The sequence below is a fragment of the Polyangium sorediatum genome, assembly GCF_029946465.1.
GTDB classification, from domain to species: Bacteria; Myxococcota_A; Polyangia; order Polyangiales; family Polyangiaceae; genus Polyangium; species Polyangium fumosum.
On record NZ_JARZHI010000039.1, the window covers coordinates 62,507 to 80,918 of the forward strand.

An 18,412-nucleotide genomic window follows, 5' to 3' on the forward strand; every position below is an offset into this window, starting at 1 on the left:
CCGCCTCAGCGCTCGCCGCGATGCCGTGAGATGGCGAGCCGGTACATCGCCTCGTACTGGCGGCTCGCGTAATCCCAACCAAACGGCTTTTTCATCGCCCGTCTTTGCATCGAGCGGAAGTGCTCGGGGTGCTCGCGGTAGATCCACGCTGCCTCGAGCACCGTGTCGGCGAGCACGTCGGCCGAGAGATCGAGGAACTTGAAGCCCGTCGCCATGTGCTCGACCGTATCGTCGAGGCCGCCTACCGCGCGCACGATGGGCAGCGTGCCGTACCGCTGGCTGTAGAGCTGGTTCAGCCCGCAAGGCTCATAGCGCGAGGGCATCACGAAGAGATCCGAGCCCGCCTCGATGCGATGCGCGAGCGCGTCGTTCATGCCGATGTACGCGCGGAACCGATCCGTCGAGTGGCCGAGCCGCGTGAAGAGATCCTCCGCCCAACCCTCGCCCGATCCGAGCACCACGACCTGCACGTCTCGCTGGAGCAGCGTCCCGAGCGCGCCCGCGAAGATGTCGATGCCCTTCTGGTGCACGAGCCGGCTGATGAGGCCGATGATCGGTACGTCGGGGCGAACCGGGAGCCCCATCTCGCGCTGCAGCTCGGCCTTGCAGAAGGCCTTGCCTTGCAGATCGTCGGCGTCGAAATGCGCGGGGAGGTGCCGGTCCGTCGCGGGGTTCCAGATCTCGTCGTCGATCCCGTTCAGGATGCCGATCACGTCGTCGCCGCGCTCGCGCAAGGAGCCTTCGAGCCCGTGCCCTCCTTCGCTCGTCTGGATCTCCTGCGCGTACCGCGGCGACACCGTCGAGAGCAGCGTCGAGAAGTTGATGCCGCCTTTCAGCAGGTTCAGCCGATCGTAGGACTCGAGCGCGCGGTGGTGGAAGACGTCCCAGCCGAGGCCGGTCTGGGAGAGCTCGTTTTTGTCGAACCAGCCCTGATAACCCATGTTGTGGATCGTCAGGATCGATGCGGCACCGCCGATCGGCGAACGGGCGTCGAGCGTCTTCATGTAGACGGGCACGAGGCACGTCGGCCAGTCGTGCACGTGCACGACGTCGGGGATGAACCCGAGCACGCTCGCGAGCCGGAGCGCGCCGCGCGAGAGGAACGTGAAGCGCGCGAGGTTGTCGCGGTAATCCCCGTTCGAATCGTTGTAGATGCCGCTGCGATCGTAGAGCTCGTCGTGCTCGAGCAGGTAGACGCGCGACGTGCTCTCGCCGAGCCGCGCCTCCCACACGCCGCCCCACACCTCCCCGCCGCCGACGGGCACGCCGAGCGAGATCGGCAGCCGTTTGGCCGGGTGTTTCTTCGCGATGCGGTAGCGCGGCATGACGGTGCGTACGTCGTGGCCTCGCGCCGCGAGCGCGATGGGGAGCGCGCCGGCCACGTCCGCCAGGCCTCCCGTCTTGGCGAAAGGGACGCACTCGGAGACGACGTTGAGGATGCGGAGGCGGGGCATGCGTTCAACCGACCGGCGGTGGCGGCAGCCTACCACGGCTCGCCGCGTGGATGATCTTCACGAGCCGGTCGATCGAACGTTCGAGGCCGAGGGCCGAGGTGTCGAGGATGTGGGCCGCGCGCTCGTAGAGGGCGCGGCGCGCGCGCAGGATCGCGCGGAGCTCCTCCATCGCCGCCGGTCGGCTCGCCATCGGCCGCGCGTCGCCTTGGTCGATCACGCGCTGGAAGTGATCCTCGGGCCGCGCGCGCAGCCACACGGTCACGGCCTCGCGGCGGAGGAGCTCGAACGTCTCGTGATCGGTCACGAGGCTGCCGCTCGTCGCGACGATCCCGCGATCGCCGCGCGCGACGAGCCGCGCGAGCTCCTCGCGTTCGAGCCTGCGGAAGTACGCCGTGCCGTGCATCTCGAAGATTTCAGTGAGGCTCATCCCGGCCCGCGTCGCGACGAGGCTGTCGAGCTCCACGAAGGGCAACCCGAGCCGGGCCGCCGCGCGACTTCCCAGCGTGGTTTTTCCCGCCCCGCGCAGGCCGAGCAGCGCCACGAGCGGGCCCTTCGCGGCCGCGCGCGGCGCCTCTGTGGGGGCGTCTGCGAGGAGCGCCGACGCCGACGTGTCGAGCGCGCGCGCGATCGCGTCGAGACGAACCACGGACACGTTCGCCTTGCCGCCCTCGACGAGCACCAGAAACCGCTCGCTCACGCCCGACGCGACCCCGAGATCCCGGAGCGTCAAACCGGCCGCGCGCCGCCGCTCGCGCACCCGCTCGCCGAGCGCCCGCAGGAGCGGCGAGCCCGCGCCTTCCGGTTCGTCTGCGCCCGCGTCGGGCTTCTTTCGGGCCGCCACCTCATGCACTATATTTCATGAACCCGAATCCAACAAGCAGTATATTGCTTGACACCTTCCCGCCGCGGTGATGGAGTTTTCGTCGATGGGCATCGAGAGTGAAAGCAGCGGGGCCAAGGCGCCCGCCATCCGTTTCGAGACACATCCGAGCCGCTACAAGCACTGGAAGCTGTCGTTCGACGGCGCGATCGCGCGGCTCGTGATGGATGTGGTCGAGGAGGCGCCGATGCGCCCCGGCTACACGCTCAAGCTGAACAGCTACGACCTCGGCGTGGACATCGAGCTCGCGGACGCGGTGGAGCGGCTGCGCTTCGAGCACCCCGAGGTGAAGGTCGTGATCGTCACGAGCGGGCAGCCGCGCATCTTCTGCGCCGGCGCGAACATCTACATGCTCGGCTCGTCGACGCACGCCTTCAAGGTCAACTTCTGCAAGTTCACGAACGAGACGCGCCTCGCGCTCGAAGCCGCCTGCACCGAGAGCGACCAGCACTACGTGGCCGCGCTGAACGGCGTGGCCTCGGGCGGCGGCTACGAGCTCGCGCTCGCGTGCGAGAAGATCCTTCTCTGCGACGATGGTTCGAGCGCGGTCTCGTTCCCGGAGACGCCGCTGCTCGCCGTGCTCCCGGGCACGGGCGGGCTCACGCGCCTCGTGGACAAGCGCAAGGTCCGCCGCGATCTCGCCGACGTGTTCAGCACGCTCGCCGAGGGCGTGCGCGGCAAGCGCGCCGAGGAGTGGCGCCTCGTCGATCGTTCGATCCCGAAGAGCCGCTTCGATCAGGTGGTGATCGAGGAGGCGAACGCGATCGCGTCGCGCACGAAGGACAAGCCGGGCGCGGGCGTGACGCTCGCCCCGCTCGACGTGAAGCGCTCCGAGGACGGCAGCAAGTACAAGGCCGAGTACAAGTACGTCACGCTCGTCCTCGACAGCGCGACGCGCGTCGCCGAGATCGAGGTGCGCGCGCCCGAGGGCGCGCCGGAGACGACGGTGGAGGCGCTGCACAAGAGCGGCTCCGACGTGTGGTCGCTCCGCGTGTTCCGCGAGCTCGACGACGCGCTGCTCGATCTGCGCTTCAACCACCCGGAGGCAGGCCTCGTGCTGCTCCGGACGAAGGGCGATCCCGAAGCCGTGCGCGCCGCGGATCGCGCGCTCCACGCGCTGCAAGACGACTGGTTCGCCCGCGAGATCCTGCTCAAGATGCGCCGCACCCTGAAGCGCCTGGATCTCACGGCGCGCAGCGTGTTCTCGCTGGTCGAGCCCGGCTCGTGTTTCGCGGGCAGCCTCTTCGAGCTGGCCCTCGCCGGCGACCGGACCTACATGCTCGACGGCGGCGACGAGCCGCCCGTGATCGGCCTCTCGCCGCTGAACTTCGGCCCGTTCCCCATGCCGAACGGCCTCACGCGTCTGGAGACGCGGTTCCTGCACGAGCCTTCGGCCGTGAAGCGTCTGGAAGGACAAACGGACCTGCTCGACGCGGACGCCGCGAAGAAGCTCGGGCTCGTGACGTTCACGCCCGACGAGATGGACTGGGACGACGAGGTGCGCATCGCGGTCGAGGAGCGCGCGAGCCTGTCGCCCGACGCGCTGACCGGGATGGAGGCCTCGCTGCGGTTCGCGGGGCCCGAGACGCTGGAGACAAAGATCTTCGGGCGCCTCTCGGCCTGGCAAAACTGGATCTTCCAGCGCCCGAATGCGGTCGGCGAGCGGGGCGCGCTCACGATGTACGGCCGGCCCGAGCGACCCGAATTCGACTGGAGGCGAACGTGAGCTCTGTCGTCAATTCCGAGCGTATCCCGAACAACGTCGATCTCGCGTCCGACAAGAAGCTTCAACGGGCGCTCGAAGCCTGGCAGCCCAGGTTCATCGACTGGTGGAAGGAGATGGGTCCCGAAGGCTTCCAGGAGGACCAGATCTATCTCCGCACCGCCGTGAGCGTCGATCACGAGGGCTGGGCCAACTTCGACTACGTAAAGATGCCCGACTACCGCTGGGGCATCTTCCTCACGGACCCCGTCGCCGATCGGAAGATCGGGTTCGGCGACCACATGGGCGAGCCCGTCTGGCAAAGCGTGCCCGGCGAGTTCCGCAACGTGCTGCGCCGGCTCGTCGTAACGCAAGGAGACACCGAGCCCGCGAGCGTCGAGCAGCAGCGGCTCCTCGGTCTGTCGTGTCCGAGCCTCTACGATCTCCGCAACCTGTTCCAGGTGAACGTGGAGGAAGGCCGGCACCTCTGGGCGATGGTGTACCTGCTCCACAGCTACTTCGGTCGCGACGGTCGCGAGGAGGCCGAAGCGCTTCTCGAGCGCCGCAGCGGCAACCCCGACAAACCGCGGATCCTCGGGGCATTCAACGAGCCGTGTCAGAACTGGCTCTCGTTCTTCATGTTCACGTACTTCACGGATCGCGACGGGAAGTACCAGCTCCTCGCGCTCGCCGAGAGCGGCTTCGACCCGCTCGCGCGCACGACGCGGTTCATGCTGACCGAGGAAGCGCATCACATGTTCGTCGGCGAGACGGGCATCCTGCGCATCGTGCAGCGCACCGCAGAGCTGATGAAGAAGAACAAGAACGAGGACGCGCGCGCCGAAGGCGGCATCGATCTACCAACGATGCAGAAGTACCTGAACTTCTGGTACTCGGTGTCACTCGACCTGTTCGGCGGCGAGATCTCGTCGAACGCAGCGAACTTCTTCGCGTCGAGCCTGAAGGGGCGCGCGAAGGAGGAGAGCTACGAGGATCATCGCGCCGTCGACAGCATCTACGCGATGGACGTGCCGGTCTCGGCAGGTCCCGGCGTGGTGTCGGGCTTCCGTCGCGAGGAGGTGCCGCTGCGCAACGCAATGAACGAGGTGCTGCGCGACGAGTACATCGAGGACGCGCAGCGCGGAGTCGACAAGTGGAACCGCGCCCTCGCCGAAGCAGGGATCGCGTACAAGCTCAAGCTGCCGAGCCGAAGGTTCCATCGCCGCACAGGGATCTACGGCGGGCTCTGTTTCGACGTGGAGGGCAACGCCATCACGAAGGAAGAGTGGGAGCGCCGTCGCGACGAGTGGATGCCGAGCGAAGCAGACGAGGCCTACGTAAAGAGCCTCATGACAGCGCCGATCTACGACGCAAAGCTGATGGCAAACTGGATCGCGCCGCCAAAGCACGGCATCAAAGGGCGTCCCGTCGATTTCGAGTACGTGAAGCGCACGGCTTGATGGGTGGGGGGCGCCGCGCCGGGGCGCTGCCCCGGACCCCGCGGGGGGCTGTCCGCCCCCTCGACCCCGGACCAGGCACGGCCTGGACCGGGGGTGGAAGAACTGCGCGATGCGCAGTTCTTCCAACGGGCCGGTGGCAAGACCATCGAGGTGGGTTTCAAGCCGGCGACGCGCACGCTGCCGGTTGAACCTGCGGCGCTGCCGCGCTGGTTGGCAGGCTCGTCGCCAGTCTTGCCTTGGCCTGTTCGATGAACTGCGCATCGCGCAGTTCATCGACCCCGGGTCCAGCGCCTCGCTGGTCCGGGTCCAGGGGCGGACAGCCCCGGTGGGGCCTGGGGCAAAGCCCCAGCGCAACGCCCTCCAGGCGAGACCTACGACGTATAGGGCGTGACGCCTTGGGCTTCGAAAAGCTCGGCGCGTGCTTCGGAGAGCTCGGTGTTCACCGTGCGCAGACGCTGCGAGAGGCCCTGCACGAAGCTCCAGAGCAGCTTCACGGCGAGCACGGGCTCGCGTCGCATGACGTTCATCATGTCCGTTCGTGTGATGACCATCGTGCGTACTGGCTCGAGGGCCCGCACCGTGGCCGAGCGCCGCGAGTCGTCGACGAGACCCATTTCGCCGAAATATCCGCCCGTCATGATGGATGTGATCGCGACGTTGTCCTTCTCGACCGCCACGCGCCCTCGCAGGATCACGTAGAGATCCTCGCCCGGCTCGCCTTCGGTCACGATCGCTGCGCCGATCGGGTGGCTGCGCACGTCCGAGATGGCCAGGATTTCGGCTTGTTCGCGGTAGGTCAGGTGCATGAAGAGCGGGATGCCGCGTAGCGCCTCGTGCTTCGTGAGCGCTTCCGGCTCCGGCTCCTCGGCCGTCGCGCCGTGGAACGAGAGCACGAGTGCTGTGATGTTGTCGCGGCCGCCTCGCTCGTTTGCGACGTCGACGAGCGCTTCCGCGAGGTTCTCCGGGACGCCGGCGCAGAGCGCGGGCACCTCCTCGTCCTCGATGTACCCGTAGAGACCGTCGCTGCAGATCAGGAACAGGTCGCCCGGCATGATCTCCACGAGCAGCGTGTCAACCTGCACCGACTCCTGGGTCCCCACGGCCCGCGTGAGCACGCTGCGAAGGGCGCTCACTTTCGCCTGCTCCTTCGTCATCGTGCCGTTTTTGATCGAGGCTGCGACGATCGTGTGGTCCTCGGTCAGCCGGTTGGCCACGCCTTGCCGCAGGAGGTAGGCGCGGCTGTCGCCCACGTGCCCGACGACGCCGCGATCCCCCGCGACCGCGAAGAGCACCATCGTCGTGCCCATGCCGCGGAGCTTGGGGTCGTTCTCGGCCATGGCCCAGAGATCCGCGCATGCGGCCTGGATCGCCGCGGCGACGAGCTCCTGCGCGGCGACGCGGTTCTCCTGGGAGGGGTGTTCCGCGAAGCGCGTCAGCACGTCGACCCGATCGGCCACGTAGGCCCGCGCGACGTCGACGGCGCGGCGCGACGCGACGTCGCCGGCTGCCTGGCCGCCCATGCCGTCGGCGACGATGTACAGGCCGAGGTCCGGGTCTGCGAGGTGGCTGTCCTCGTTGCGCTTGCGCTTCCGGCCCACGTGCGTCGCGGCCTGCGGCGAAACCGAGAGGGGCATGCCCCGCATCCTAGTCGAGGCGAACGCCCCTTCGGAAGGGGGCGGAACGTGGAGATCCTCGGTCAAACCATGGGGGCGCGTCGCTGGAACGGGAGAAACCCGACGGCGAGCGCGAGCCCGAAGACCACGTGTTCGAGGATCGCCGGACCCACGGGCACGCGCTCTGCGACGGCGCCGAGGCCCACGGCGGGCAAGACGAACCGGTACATGACGAACCAGACGATCACGCCGTACGCTGCGCCGAACACGAGCGTGCGGAACACGTTCGCGCCGAAGACGAGCAGGCCGAACAGCGCGCCCCAGCCGATCGACACGGCGAAATGCAGGAGGATGCCGAGCACCACGGCGCCTGCGTCGAAGCCGGGCGCGAAGGCGCGTTCGTGGAGGAACGGCGCCGAGGCCCACTTGAACACGCCCCACGGGTCGCGGCCCTGCGCCACCTGGGAAAGGAGCCCGTACAGGCTCGCCACGATTCCTGCGAAAATGCCCGCGATCACGCCGCCCGAGAGCGCGATGACCGTCCTTTGTCTCCCCCTCGCCGCCATGTAGGTCCCGTTGCGCCGGGGGCTTGGTTGTCAACCGTGGGCATCCTGTCGCAATCGGGCGAGCTCGGCGTCTCTGCCTTGACGCCGGCCGGTGGCTCCCGATCATCCGTTCATGACAACTACACTTCGGCGCGATCTCGCGCTCCTCTTGGCCTTGGCCTCGGCCGCTGCGCTCGGCGCGACCGGGGTATCGTGCTCTTCCAGCAGCGTGGGGGGTTCGTCGGCCACCCAGGGAACCGGCGGGGCCGGGGCCTCCGGATCGGGCGGCTCGGCCGGCGCGGGCGGGGAAGGGGGGACGTTTATTGGCAGCGGCCCCAATCCGGACGGACCGTTCGTTGATTTCCCTGCCGGTCCGCAGCTCGACATGGGCGCGCCCGCCGAGGCGCCCGCTCTCTTCCAGGGCATGCCCGGAGAGCCGCAGGGCGGCCCATGCCTCTCGGAGCCGCCGGTGGACGCGCTCGTCCCGACCAACTGGACACCGCTGCGCTTCGAATGGATTGCGCCGGCGGGTCACAATGTCTTCGAGCTTCGGCTCAAGGTCGACAACCAGGTGAACGAGCTTTGGGTCTACACCTCGGCCACCTCGTACACGATTCCCGCGGAGATATGGTCCGGGCTCGCGGGGCACAGCGCGGGCCGCGACATCAAGATGACCGTGCGGAGCGGGCAGATCGACGGCGGCCAGCTCGTCGCCGGTCCGCTCGCCGGCACCGAGGGCGTGGTCCACGTGGCGCCCGTGGCGGCGCCGGGCTCGATCGTTTACTGGACGACGGGCGCGCCGGGCTCGGGCAAGACCGCATTGAAGGGTTTTTCCATTGGCGACACCCAGTTGACGACGGTGCTCTCGCCCGAGATCATGGGCGGCGATACGACGTGCGTGGCTTGCCACGCCTCGTCGCCGGACGGCGCGCTCACGTTTTTCACGCGTGACGCGACCCTCGGCACGCGGACCGTCACGGCGCGAAAGGTGGACGGGACGGCGGGTTTGCCCACGGAGGCGCAGGTCTCGTCCGTGGCGCTCGGGCTGCTCGGACGGCAAAAGCAATCGGCGCCGACGCTCTCGGAGAAGCGTTACACGGCGCAGGACGCCGTCGCCATCACGGTCATGATCGACCCTGCGTTCACGGGGAACAAGAACGAGCTCGTCTGGACCGACCTTCATACGCTGGACCCGGTGACGGGCTCGGGCATTCTCCCGCGTATCGGGGACACCCACGCCCCCGCGTCGCCAACGTTCTGGCACGACGGGACGACGATCGCATACACGACGGCCACGACCTCCGGCGAAGGCGTCGTCACAGGCATCACGGACGCCGACACGACGATGGACATCTACACGGTGCCCTTCAACGACCGGCAGGGCGGCAATGCGACGCCGCTGCCCGGCGCGAGTGATCCCGGGTTTCTGGAGTTTTACCCCGTCATCTCGCCGGGCGACACGCTGCTCGCGTTCAATCGGTTCGCGCCCTACAAGTTCGACGGCGTAAACTGGGCGGATTCGTACGACGAGCCGATGGCCGAGGTCTTCGTGGTGCCGGCGAAGGGCGGCGAGCCCGTGCGCGTGGCCGCCAACGATCCGCCGGCCTGCGTGAACCGGCCGAGTCCGGGCATCACGAACTCGTGGCCGCGCTGGGCGCCGAGCGCCGAGGCATTCCAGGGGAAAAAGTATTACTGGCTGACGTTCAGCTCAAAGCGGCGCGACCTGAACAACCCGCAGCTCTTCGTGAGCGGCGTCGTGACGAAGGTGCAGCCCGACGGCACCGAGGTCATCGAAAAGACCTACCCCGCGCTCTACGTGACGTCGCAGGTCCCGGAGGAGAACAACCACACGCCAGCCTGGGACGTGTTCCAGATCGAACCGCCGCAATAGCAGCTTCTCCCGCATGGCACGCGGCGCGCATCGTTGCGCGAGCGACGCCCACCTCATGGCAGTCGCCCCGGAAACGTTGCGCAAGGCGCGGACACGCCGTGGCCGAGGGTGCGGAAACGTTGCACGAGCGGCGTCCAGGTCCTGGAAGTGCGCTCGGAAACGTTGCGCGCGCGGCGAACCCTCATGGCGGTGGGATCGGAAACGTTACGCGCCCGGCGTCCACGCCGTGGCCGCGCCTCGCGCAACGACGCCGCACCGTCGTCCATCCCGTGCGGCGCCCTCGCGCAACGTTGCACGCCGTTTTCCACGCGAAGACCGTCACCTGCGCGGAGCTGGGGCGTTGCCCCAGGCCCCAGCAGGGGGCTGTCCGCCCCCTGCACCCCGGACCAGCCAGGGGCTGGACCCAAGCTCGATGAACTGCGCGATGCGCAGTTCATCGAACAGGCCCGGTCAAGACTGGCAACGGCGTTCCCCACCAAGACAGCCGCGCTGCTGGTTCGGCTGGCAACCCGGCTCCTTCGTCGGCCTGTTTGAAAAACTGCGCATCGCGCAGTTTTTCAACCCTGGGTCCAGCGCCTCGCTGGTCCGGGGTCGAGGGGGCGGACAGCCCCCCGCGGGGTCCGGGGCGGCGCCCCGGTCCGCTTCCGGTCTCAAGGAAGGGCTTCGAGCGCGTCTTCTGCTTCCTTCACGTCCTTCGTGAACTCCTTCACGTGGCGGTCCCGCTCCTCGCTCTGCCATTCTGCGTCGGAAAACACGCTCTGCGCATAGGCCTTCGTCGTGTGGAAAGGCCCGTCGCGCCCCGGGACGAGCTCGCGGTCGGGGTAGGTGTCTTCTTTCAGCAGGTATGCCTCCACGTCGCGCAACACGAACGGGGATTTGGCCTGCTCGTCGAGGACGAGTTTGCCGAAAATGCACATTTTTGCCTCCTGCGCGCCCGCGCTGAGCGGCTCGTTGTGCTCCAGGTAGGCGAAGCCGTCTCCGTCGGCGTCGTCCACGCGGCCCACGACCACGTAGCGGCCCGGTTTGTCTACGGCGAGGCGCAGGTACAAGCAAAGCGAGCCGTCTTCGAGGACCTCGCGCACGTCGCCCGTCAAGCGGGCCGGTGGCGCGGGGGTGTAGATCACGTCGAAGCGCGCGCCGCCTTCCTCGCCGTCGATGCGCAGATCGACGTTCACCGCGATGGGGCCGTGGTAGCCGCCGAACCCCTCCTTCGCCGGGGCGAAGAGCGCGGCGATCGAGGATCCGCCCGCGCCCTCGTCGGCGAATACGACGGGGGCTGTGGGCATGTTGTCTCCTTGCGGCATCGTCTCCGGGACGCGGGCCATGGCGCGCAGGACCTCGCACCGCGCAGGGCCTTCGCTCGTGGTGCACGAGACCCGGAGGCGCGCGGCCTCGTCGCCGACGAGATACAGGCGATCCTGCTCCAGCGTCACGCGCGCGTCCGTGAGCTTCTTGTCCGACCGCGCGAGCGGCTGCGTGCTCTTCGAGACGGAATGCGCCTTTTGGAGGTCGGGTTTTTCCGAGAGCGGGCGCGCGCCGGGCGGGTACCGTGTCGCCTGCAAATACCCTTCGAGCGTGTGCCGCCTGCGCTCCAGGCGCCTTTCGGCGAGCGCACGCGCGCTCACCTCCGCCCCGTCCTCGCCCGCGTTTTTCGGGGCCACCCATCGGGACTTCGGACCGTCTTGGCGAGGGGCAGGCGTGTCTCCTGCCGCGCGCGTGGGGGCCGCGGCGAGCAGCTCCTCTTCGGAGGGCGCGCGCCGCGGCGAGAGGCGATCGCGTTGCCAGAAGAGCAGGAGGCCTGCGGCGAGGACGACCGCCCCGAGGGCGAGGCGTCGCCGTCCCGGCCGCGGGGAGGTCGTTTTTCCTGGCAATCGTTTCGTCACGCGGAGGAATTACAGGGCGTCGGCGACCATGTCGGCGCGCACCGGGGCGATGATCCCTCCCCAGGCGCCGTTCGCGTAATGGTTGTACTGCTCGGCGTCGTCGCGGAGAAGGACCGAGTGGAACGACCACTTCGCCTTGTTGTTGCTCGTCGCGCCCGAGCCCGTCGTGAGCGTGCCACCGCACAGGAGATCCCCCGGGTTGCAGAAGCTGCCCTCCACGGAGACGCCGCCGGTCGAGTGGTATCCGACCGCCTCGTCGTCCTGACCGGCCAGCGTGCCCGAGTAGAGCGTGCCCTTCGCGCCCGCGAACATGTAAAACCACTTTCCGCGGGTCTGGTTGTGGTCGTAGAGGCCACGCATCGTGGCCGTCTTCAGGTCGTCCGTGAGCTTGTCGCTCACCGCCCAGGCGCCGATGTTCGCGAGCTCGCTGCCGCCGCCGGCGCCGCTCGCGACGTCGACCCACTTGATGTTCCAGCCGGTCTGCGTGCCGCCCGCATTGCCACACGTGCCGTTCGAGGCCGGGGTCGCGTTTTTGATGCTGCGCGACGAGCCGCCGAATTCCGCCAGCGCGTAGCCGATCTGGGCGTCGCCGGCGCTGTGGGCGGCGATGTAACACCAGTTCGAGCCCGTACAGTAGCAATCGAGGGCGTCGCGGATGCGGTAGTTCTGCTCGGAGATGCGGCTCTTGCCGTCCCAGTTGACGGCCTTCTTGTTGACGCCGGCCGCGGTCCCCGACGAACCCCAGTAGGAGAAGTCGGTGTAATTGCCCGCCTTGGTCGCGGTGCCGGTGTTCCGGCCGTGAATCCAGAGCGAGAAGTTCGTCGCCGACGCGTCGGGAGCCACGAGGAGCGCGGCGGCGGCCAGAGGAGTGAATGCGAGGAGGAGGGAGGCGCGGGACATCCTGCGATGAGAATCGAGCGGATCGATTGTGTCAAGCGGGAACCCGGCGCCTTCATTCGAAGGAATTGCAGACCCGCAGAGCTTTTCCGCGCCGGCTGAACCGGCCCGTGACGGGGGCCACTTGTAAGGATCTTTCAACCATCGGGGCGTGGCGGGTAGCATGGGCGGTCATGGCACTCCTCACCCGCCGCCGCGCGTCGTTCGCGCTCACGATGTCGGCGCTCCTCGCCTTGCTCCCGGCCTGCGAGCCGCTCGCGGACGACCTCGATTTCGTCCGCCAGGAGGTCCAGGTCACGACGCGCAGCACGCTCGTGCCGCCCGCCGAGCCCGCGCCCGCCACGCTCAAGGTGATGGCCTGGAACGTGAAATACGGCGCCGCGCGGATCGACTTCTGGTTCGATTACTGGGGCGACCGCGTGCAGATGACGCGGCAGGAGGTGGTCTCTAACATGGCCGACCTCTACCGCCTCGTGAACGAGTACGACCCCGATATCCTCATGACCGAGGAGATCGAGGTGAACTCCCGGCGCAGCGCCTACTACGACATGGTGCAGGGCATGCTGGAGGGCACGAGCCTCAATTACGCGGCCTACATCCAGACCTGGAACAGCCGCTTCATCCCCTCCGAGGGCGTCGGCCGGATGGATCTCGGCAACGCGATCTTCTCGAAATACCCCATCACGTTCGCCGAGCGGATCCGGCAGGAGGATCGCACCGATCAGGACGGGATCACGGCCAAGTTCTACATTCACCGCATGATCGGGCGCGCTGTGATCGACGTGGGCGCGGGCCGCGACGTGGCCGCGTACGTCGTGCACACCGAGGCCTACGATGTCGACGGCACGAAGGGCCGGCAGATCCAGCAGATCTACGACGAAATCAAAAAGGAGACGCGCCCGTTCGTGCTCGGCGGCGATTTCAACGAGCTGCCCCCGAACGCGATCAAGCTCGTCGGTTTCCCCGACGAACACCCGAGCTCCCTCGGGACCGAGTACGAGCAGCCCCCGTACACGCCGGAGATCATGCAGAAGTTTTACGACGATTACGTTCCCTGGGTGAGCCTCGAAGCCTACGGCACCACCGAGGCCCAGCAGCGGCGGTCGTTCACGCATACCGTGGCCGGGCCGCTGCACAACGATGCCATGGGCAATCCGCAGTTCTGGAACCGCACCCTCGATTACCTCTTCGTCACGAAGGCCGACGCCTGGGCCCCGGGCTCTACGGACGTGCTCCAGGAGCCGGGCAGGCAAGGGATCCAGAGTGATCCGCTGATGCTCAGTGATCACGCGCCCGTCGTGGGGACGTGGGTGCTCGGGGGAGGGACGCCGTGAAGCGAGCCGTGTTCGCAGCGCTCGGGCTCCTCGCCCTGCTCTCGCCGGCCCTCGCCGAGGCCGATCCGATGCCCGCGCGCGAGACGGCGCGGGTCCTCGACAAGGGAAAACTCTCCGCCGGGCTCCTCTCGCCGTTCGAACTCGGGCTCGGCGGCGGCTGGGAGGTCACCACGATGATCGTGCCCTGGCTCCTGCTCTCGCCGAACGTCACGTTCCGCGGCGAGCTCGGCCATCTCGGCAAGGGGGTCGTCGTGACGGGTGAATACGGACTTTCCGTACCGACCGGCGCGATGCGCCTGACGCAGGGATATCTGTTCCCGACGTGGGAGACGTCGGGGCAGCGGCCCGGCTGGGTGGTCGCGCCGACGGCGGGGCTCTGGATCTCGGGCGGCGAGCGCGGCGTCCTGACGGGGCGGCTGGAGACGACGGTCGGCTTTTCGCTCGGCGACAACCCTGCGACGCCGCTGGAGTCGTACGCGCCGCTCGAGCTGCTCTTCGCGCCGGCGCTGAACGGCTTCCGCGTCCGGACCGGCCTCGCCTACGATTACGCGATCCTCGATTGGCTGCGGGCCCGCGCCGCCGTGAACGGATATGCGATCGGGCGGAGCCCGCACCCGCCGCGCTCGCCGTTCTACGCGAGCGCCGAGGTCGGGATCGAGATCGGGCTCGGCAAGACGGTGCGCGTCGCGCTCGGCGGCATCTGGTACAATTACGATCAGCGCGAAAAGGTCCTCGAAAAAGGGGGCGACGGGCGGTGGCGCAGGGTCCCCGTGCGAACGAACGATTTTTTCCCGACGTTCGACTTGATTCTCCGGCCCCGGTGAAGCGAGGCTAGAGCGACCCTTCTCTCCTCTCCCGCCGGGAGCGGAGTCGAGGGGGAGGGGAGCTTCCGATCGTGGAACATCTCGCGCAATTGCCGTCCGTCTCCGAGGAGCTCAGCCGGCGCTTCCTGATCCGCCGTTGCCTCGGGCAGGGCGGCTTCGGCGTGGTGTACGAGGCGCTCGATCGATCCCTCGGCGTGGACGTCGCCTTGAAGGCGCTCCTCTCCATGGATCCGGCCGCGCTTTATGCCTTCAAGCAAGAGTTCCGCGCGCTCGCCGACGTCGCGCACGACAACCTCGTCGCCCTGCACGAGCTCTTCTTCGACGAGGGCCGCTTCTACCTGACGATGGAGCTCGTGCGGGGCGTGAGCTTCCTCCGCTACGTGCGGCCGAGCCGCGAGGAACGAAGCGACGCGTCGGCGATCACGCTCCCGCCCTTGCCCACGGCCAAACGCGCGATGGCCGCCGAGTTCGCGAACGCCGTCACCATGGACGTGCCCGCCGTTGCGGGGGCGCACGGGACCATCGCCATGGTGACGTTGCCCATGAGCGGCGCCGAGCTCCCGCGCCTGCCGCTCGAGCAGCCCGACGCGCAAGGCGTGCTCGACGAGGAGCGGCTGCGCCAGAGCCTCGTGGGGCTCGCGAAGGGCGTCGCCGCCATCCACCGCACGGGCCGCGTGCACCGCGACCTCAAGCCCTCGAACGTGCTCGTCACGCCGGAGGGCCACGTAAAAATCCTCGATTTTGGCCTCGTGGGATCGTTCGAGTCGCTCGCGCGCGACCGCGTGCTCGTGGTGGGCACGCCCGCGTACATGTCGCCGGAGCAAGCGACGGGCGCGGCGGGGGACGGGAGCTCGGATTGGTACTCGGTCGGCGTGATGCTCTACGAGGCGCTCACGGGCGTCGTACCGCACCTCTTCGAAGGGACGAGCATCGAGGACCTGCTCTATACGAAGCACCTCGTTGATCCGCCCGATCCGCGGGAGATCGTGCCCTCCGCGCCGGCGGATCTGGCGGAGCTCGCCCTGCGCCTGCTCGCGCGGGACCCGCGCGCGCGGGCAGGGGCCGAGGAGATCCTTCGCATCACCGGCGCCGCGGCGGAGAGCGCCCCGCCCCCGGCGTCCGTGATGCGCGGCGCGCGTCCGGGCTTCATGGGCCGCGCCCGCGAGGTCGCGGCGATGCGCGCGGCGTTCGACGCGTGCGTCGGGGAACACCAGCCCGTGGTGCTGCACGTGCACGGCACGTCCGGAATGGGCAAATCGGATCTCGTGCGGCATTTCCTGGACGCGCTCGTCGAAGAGCGCGCGCCGATCTTGCTCGAAGGCCGCTGCCACGAGCGCGAATGGGTGCCGTACAAGGCGTTCGACGGCGCGATCGACGCGCTCGCGCGGCTGCTCGGGGAGATCGATCCGGACGACCGCGCGGGCCTCCTGCCCCCGGGGTTTTCCTCGCTCGCGCGGCTCTTCCCGGTGCTCGGCCGGCTCGCCGAGGAGGGGAGCGAGCCCGAGGCGCCCGATCCGCACGAGCTGCGGCGGCGCGCGTTCGAGGCCCTGCGCAGGCTCTTCGTGAACCTCGCGGGAAAGCGGCCGGTCGTGCTCTCCCTCGACGATCTCCAATGGGCCGACGCGGACAGCGCCGCGCTGCTCGAAGCCCTGCTCGCGGCGCCCGCGCCCGCGCTTTTCCTCGTCGCGAGTTACCGGACCGAGGAAGCACGCGGGTGCGCGCTCGTGGAGCGTTTGCCTTCGGCGCATACGCCCACGCCGGGCCTCCTTGCGCGCGAGGTCGTCGTGGGTCCGCTCGCGACCGAGGACGCCGAGGCGCTCGCGCGGTCGATCCTCGGCGAGGATGGCGAGGACGCGCAAAGGACGGCGGCCCGGATCGCGCGGGAAGCCGCGGGGAGCCCGTTTTTCGTGCAGGAGCTCGCGCGCTACCTCCTCGCCGGGCACACGAGCGAGGGGCTCGACCTGCGCGGGGTCGTGGCGGCGCGCGTGGCCTTGCTCCCGGCGGCGGCGCGGCTCGTGCTGGAAATCGTGAGCACGGCGGGGCGGCCGATCGAGCCCGTTCTCATCAAGGAGGCCGCGGCGCTCGGGGACGAGGAGAACAGCCGCGCGCTCGCCCTCCTGCGGGCCGAGGGCCTGCTCCGCGCGAAGGGTGGGCGGGACGAGGCGCGCGTCGAGACGTACCACGACAAGATCCGCGAGTCCGTGGTGCAGGGGCTCGCCGAGGGGGATCTGCGCGCGCGGCACCACGCGCTCGGCCAGGCCATGGAGACGATGAGCAATGCCGATCCGGCCGCGCTCGCGATGCACTTCCGGACGGCGGGCGAGCCTTCGCGCGCGCGGGCCTACATGGAGCGCGCGGCTCGACGCGCCGAGCAGGTGCTCGCGTTTGATCGGGCCGCGACGCTTTATCGGCTGGCCCTGGAGCACGCGGAGCCCGCGGACGTGGGCGCGCTCGAGCTCAGGCTCGGCGACGCGCTCGCGAAGGCCGGGCGCGGAGCCGAGGCGGCGCGTGTGTTCCTCTCCGCGGCGGCGCGGCTCGACGCGCGGCCCGCCCTCGTGGCGCGGCAGCGGGCCGTCGAGCATTCCTTGCGCGCCGGTCACATGGACGAAGGCCTCACCGCGGCACGCGAGCTCCTGCCGGCCGTGGGCCTCCCGTATCCCGCGACGCCGGGGCGCTCGTTCGTCAATGTCGCCGTGGCCCGCGTGAAGCAGCGGTTCCGCGGCTACGATTTCCAGGAAAAACCCGAGCACGCGATCGATCCCTTGGTGCTCCACCGGATCGACCTCTGCTGGTCGCTCGGCAACGGGCTCGGCGGCGTCGACGCGGTCCGCGGCGCCGACTTTCAGGCGCGGCACCTCGCGCTCTCGCTCGCGGCCGGCGAGCCCTACCGCATCGCGCGGGCCTTCGCCTGGGAGGCCGTGCTCCGCAGCCTCGGCGGCGGCGCGCAGAACATCGCCGAGGCGCGGGATCTCGCGGCGCGGGCGGAGTCGATCGCGCTCCGCATCGGCCACCCGCACGCGATCGCGTGGTCGTGCGCGGGCAAGGCGCTCGCGGCGCACAACGGTTACGCCTTCCGCGAGGCCGTCGTGCTCTGCGAGCGCACGATCGCGCTCTTTCGCGAGGCGTGCAGCAACATCGCCTGGGAAATCGCCTCCATGTATGCCTGGTGGCTCCTCACGGCGCTCTTCTACGTCGGCGACGTCCGCGCCCTGCTCGACCTCTTGCCCCAATGCCGCAGCGAGGCCGACGCGCTCGGGGATCGGTACATGGAGACCGCGCTCGGCGTGCTCATGACGCCGATGGGCCTGCTCCTCGAAGACCGGCCCGAGGAGGCCATGGCATCGAGCCGCCATGCCCTGTCGCGCTGGACGACGCGCGGCTACCACACGATGCATTGGGGCGCCTTTTATTCGAGCACCCAGGCCTTGCTCTACCTCGGCGAAGGGAGCCGCGCGTACGCGGCCTTGCACGCGCAGAATGGCGCGCTTCACGCGTCGATGATGCCGCGCACGGCCAAATCGATCCGGATTCGGCTCTTTGATCTCCAGGCGCGAACGGCGCTCGCCCGCGCGCGTGAGGTCGCCCGCCCCGAGCCCCTCGTCCGCGAGGCCCTCTCCCTCGCCGATCGCCTCGATCCCGAGCGGTCCCCTTGGTCCGACGCGTGCGCGCTCGGCATTCGCGCGGCCGTGTTCGCGCGGCGCGGCGACGTCGATCGCGCCCTCGCCTACCTCGCGCGCGCGCGCTCCTCGTTCCGCCGTTCGGACATGGAGCTTTACGCACGCCTGACCGAGCGGCGTTTGGGCGAGCTCGAAGGCGGCGAGGCGGGGCGGGCGCGGATCGACGACATCGACGCGTGGTTCCACGCGCAAGGGGCCCCGCGGCCCGATCTCCTGGCCCGGGCCTTGATCCCCCTCTGACCTCGCTTTACG

Annotated in this window: 13 protein-coding genes; 7 read left to right on the forward strand and 6 right to left on the reverse strand. The window is 69.1% G+C overall.

Going from position 1 to position 18,412, the window contains the following annotated elements; genetic code table 11:
• Nucleotides 1–5: 5 nt before the first annotated feature.
• Together glgA and QHF89_RS32380 are read right to left on the reverse strand one after the other, a co-directional pair.
• Nucleotides 6–1,454, reverse strand: coding sequence for a glycogen synthase GlgA (gene glgA, locus QHF89_RS32375; protein WP_136929312.1), 1,449 nt, complete (start codon nucleotides 1,452–1,454; stop codon nucleotides 6–8).
• A gap of 4 nt (nucleotides 1,455–1,458) precedes the next feature.
• On the reverse strand, nucleotides 1,459–2,295 hold the full coding sequence (locus tag QHF89_RS32380; protein ID WP_232379532.1) for a shikimate kinase: 837 nt from the start codon (nucleotides 2,293–2,295) through the stop codon (nucleotides 1,459–1,461).
• 85 nt (nucleotides 2,296–2,380) lie between these two features.
• Here QHF89_RS32380 and boxC point away from each other — a divergent pair, with 85 nt between their 5' ends.
• The 3 genes from boxC (at nucleotide 2,381) to QHF89_RS32395 (ending at nucleotide 5,748) form a co-directional block, all read left to right on the forward strand.
• On the forward strand, nucleotides 2,381–4,060 hold the full coding sequence (gene boxC, locus QHF89_RS32385) for a 2,3-epoxybenzoyl-CoA dihydrolase (protein ID WP_136971393.1): 1,680 nt from the start codon (nucleotides 2,381–2,383) through the stop codon (nucleotides 4,058–4,060).
• Nucleotides 4,057–5,496 carry a benzoyl-CoA 2,3-epoxidase subunit BoxB gene (boxB, locus tag QHF89_RS32390; RefSeq protein WP_136971366.1) on the forward strand — a complete coding sequence of 480 codons (1,440 nt, stop codon included), beginning with the start codon at nucleotides 4,057–4,059 and terminating at the stop codon, nucleotides 5,494–5,496. Before boxC ends, boxB begins: the two co-directional genes overlap by 4 nt.
• Nucleotides 5,497–5,589: 93 nt before the next feature.
• Nucleotides 5,590–5,748, forward strand: coding sequence for a hypothetical protein (locus QHF89_RS32395; RefSeq protein WP_170229096.1), 159 nt, complete (start codon nucleotides 5,590–5,592; stop codon nucleotides 5,746–5,748).
• Between the two features lie 119 nt (nucleotides 5,749–5,867).
• On the opposite strand, the gene QHF89_RS32400 is transcribed toward QHF89_RS32395, so the two are convergent.
• Both QHF89_RS32400 and QHF89_RS32405 read right to left on the reverse strand, forming a co-directional pair.
• Nucleotides 5,868–7,130, reverse strand: coding sequence for a cyclic nucleotide-binding domain-containing protein (locus tag QHF89_RS32400; protein WP_284721196.1), 1,263 nt, complete (start codon nucleotides 7,128–7,130; stop codon nucleotides 5,868–5,870).
• 62 nt (nucleotides 7,131–7,192) lie between these two features.
• Nucleotides 7,193–7,675: a hypothetical protein gene (locus tag QHF89_RS32405; RefSeq protein ID WP_136971368.1), complete on the reverse strand. Its 483-nt coding sequence runs from the start codon at nucleotides 7,673–7,675 to the stop codon at nucleotides 7,193–7,195.
• Nucleotides 7,676–7,787: 112 nt separating this feature from the next.
• Here QHF89_RS32405 and QHF89_RS32410 point away from each other — a divergent pair, with 112 nt between their 5' ends.
• Nucleotides 7,788–9,545, forward strand: coding sequence for a TolB-like translocation protein (locus QHF89_RS32410; RefSeq protein WP_136971369.1), 1,758 nt, complete (start codon nucleotides 7,788–7,790; stop codon nucleotides 9,543–9,545).
• 650 nt (nucleotides 9,546–10,195) lie between these two features.
• Here QHF89_RS32410 and QHF89_RS32415 read toward each other — a convergent pair.
• Nucleotides 10,196–11,428 (reverse strand): hypothetical protein, encoded by a 1,233-nt coding sequence (locus QHF89_RS32415; RefSeq protein ID WP_136971370.1) that lies wholly within the window; start codon nucleotides 11,426–11,428, stop codon nucleotides 10,196–10,198.
• A gap of 9 nt (nucleotides 11,429–11,437) precedes the next feature.
• Nucleotides 11,438–12,328 (reverse strand): hypothetical protein, encoded by an 891-nt coding sequence (locus QHF89_RS32420; RefSeq protein WP_136971371.1) that lies wholly within the window; start codon nucleotides 12,326–12,328, stop codon nucleotides 11,438–11,440.
• A 170-nt stretch (nucleotides 12,329–12,498) separates the two neighbouring features.
• Between QHF89_RS32420 and QHF89_RS32425 the strand changes: the two genes are divergently transcribed.
• From QHF89_RS32425 to QHF89_RS32435, 3 genes are all read left to right on the forward strand, one after another.
• On the forward strand, nucleotides 12,499–13,659 hold the full coding sequence (locus QHF89_RS32425) for an endonuclease/exonuclease/phosphatase family protein (protein ID WP_284721197.1): 1,161 nt from the start codon (nucleotides 12,499–12,501) through the stop codon (nucleotides 13,657–13,659).
• Complete coding sequence (locus QHF89_RS32430; RefSeq protein ID WP_136971373.1) at nucleotides 13,656–14,483, forward strand: hypothetical protein; 828 nt, start codon at nucleotides 13,656–13,658, stop codon at nucleotides 14,481–14,483. The genes QHF89_RS32425 and QHF89_RS32430 overlap by 4 nt, the downstream gene beginning before the upstream one ends.
• Before the next feature lie 71 nt (nucleotides 14,484–14,554).
• Nucleotides 14,555–18,400, forward strand: coding sequence for a protein kinase domain-containing protein (locus QHF89_RS32435; protein ID WP_136971374.1), 3,846 nt, complete (start codon nucleotides 14,555–14,557; stop codon nucleotides 18,398–18,400).
• The last annotated feature ends 12 nt before the right edge of the window (nucleotides 18,401–18,412 follow it).

Bases quoted from the DNA above. Each gene is read 5' to 3' on its own strand.
- glgA (WP_136929312.1), bottom strand. From the start codon at position 1,454: ATGCCCCGCCTCCGCATCCTCAACGTCGTCTCCGAGTGCGTCCCTTTC.
- boxC (WP_136971393.1), top strand. From the start codon at position 2,381: ATGGGCATCGAGAGTGAAAGCAGCGGGGCCAAGGCGCCCGCCATCCGT.
- QHF89_RS32400 (WP_284721196.1), bottom strand. From the start codon at position 7,130: ATGCCCCTCTCGGTTTCGCCGCAGGCCGCGACGCACGTGGGCCGGAAG.
- QHF89_RS32405 (WP_136971368.1), bottom strand. From the start codon at position 7,675: ATGGCGGCGAGGGGGAGACAAAGGACGGTCATCGCGCTCTCGGGCGGC.
- QHF89_RS32410 (WP_136971369.1), top strand. From the start codon at position 7,788: ATGACAACTACACTTCGGCGCGATCTCGCGCTCCTCTTGGCCTTGGCC.
- QHF89_RS32420 (WP_136971371.1), bottom strand. From the start codon at position 12,328: ATGTCCCGCGCCTCCCTCCTCCTCGCATTCACTCCTCTGGCCGCCGCC.
- QHF89_RS32425 (WP_284721197.1), top strand. From the start codon at position 12,499: ATGGCACTCCTCACCCGCCGCCGCGCGTCGTTCGCGCTCACGATGTCG.